Below are 550 nucleotides of genomic sequence, written 5' to 3'. Positions count from 1 at the left end.
TTTAAAGCCCAGATCGAATCATATAATCAAAAGCAGACAACGATGCTTTCGCGCCTTCACCTGTGGCAATGATGATTTGTTTATAAGGCACGGTGGTACAGTCACCCGCAGCAAACACACCTTTGACATTGGTTTCGTTACGATCATTGATCACAATCTCACCACGATTGCTGAGTTCAACCGCACTGTTCTTCAAGAAATCAGTGTTTGGTAATAAACCAATTTGTACAAAGATGCCTGCAAGTTCGACCGTATGCTCAACATCAGTCGCGCGATCTTTATATTTCAACGCCGTCACTTGTGAACCATCACCGACAACTTCAGTACTGAGCGCATTCAAAATCACAGTGGTATTTGGCAAGCTGTTTAACTTGTCTTGCAACACTTGGTCAGCACGAAGTTTGGTATCAAACTCAACCAAGGTCACATGCTCTACAATTCCTGCAAGGTCAATTGCTGCTTCTACACCAGAGTTACCCCCACCAATCACTGCAACACGTTTGCCTTTGAACAGTGGACCATCACAGTGTGGGCAGTACGCCACACCACG

Annotated in this window: 1 protein-coding gene; it reads right to left on the bottom strand. The window is 45.1% G+C overall.

Features of this window, described 5'->3' with window-relative positions; all coding sequences use genetic code 11:
- Nucleotide 1: 1 nt before the first annotated feature.
- A partial coding sequence (locus MMP60_RS15815; RefSeq protein ID WP_241337284.1) for an FAD-dependent oxidoreductase occupies nucleotides 2-550 on the bottom strand: 549 nt, incomplete at its 5' end.

It is taken from the genome of Acinetobacter sp. ANC 4805, assembly GCF_022549495.1.
In the GTDB taxonomy this organism is placed as follows: domain Bacteria; phylum Pseudomonadota; class Gammaproteobacteria; order Pseudomonadales; family Moraxellaceae; genus Acinetobacter.
Note: the sequence above shows the minus strand (reverse complement) of the source record. Positions and strands in the feature narration are given on the sequence as shown.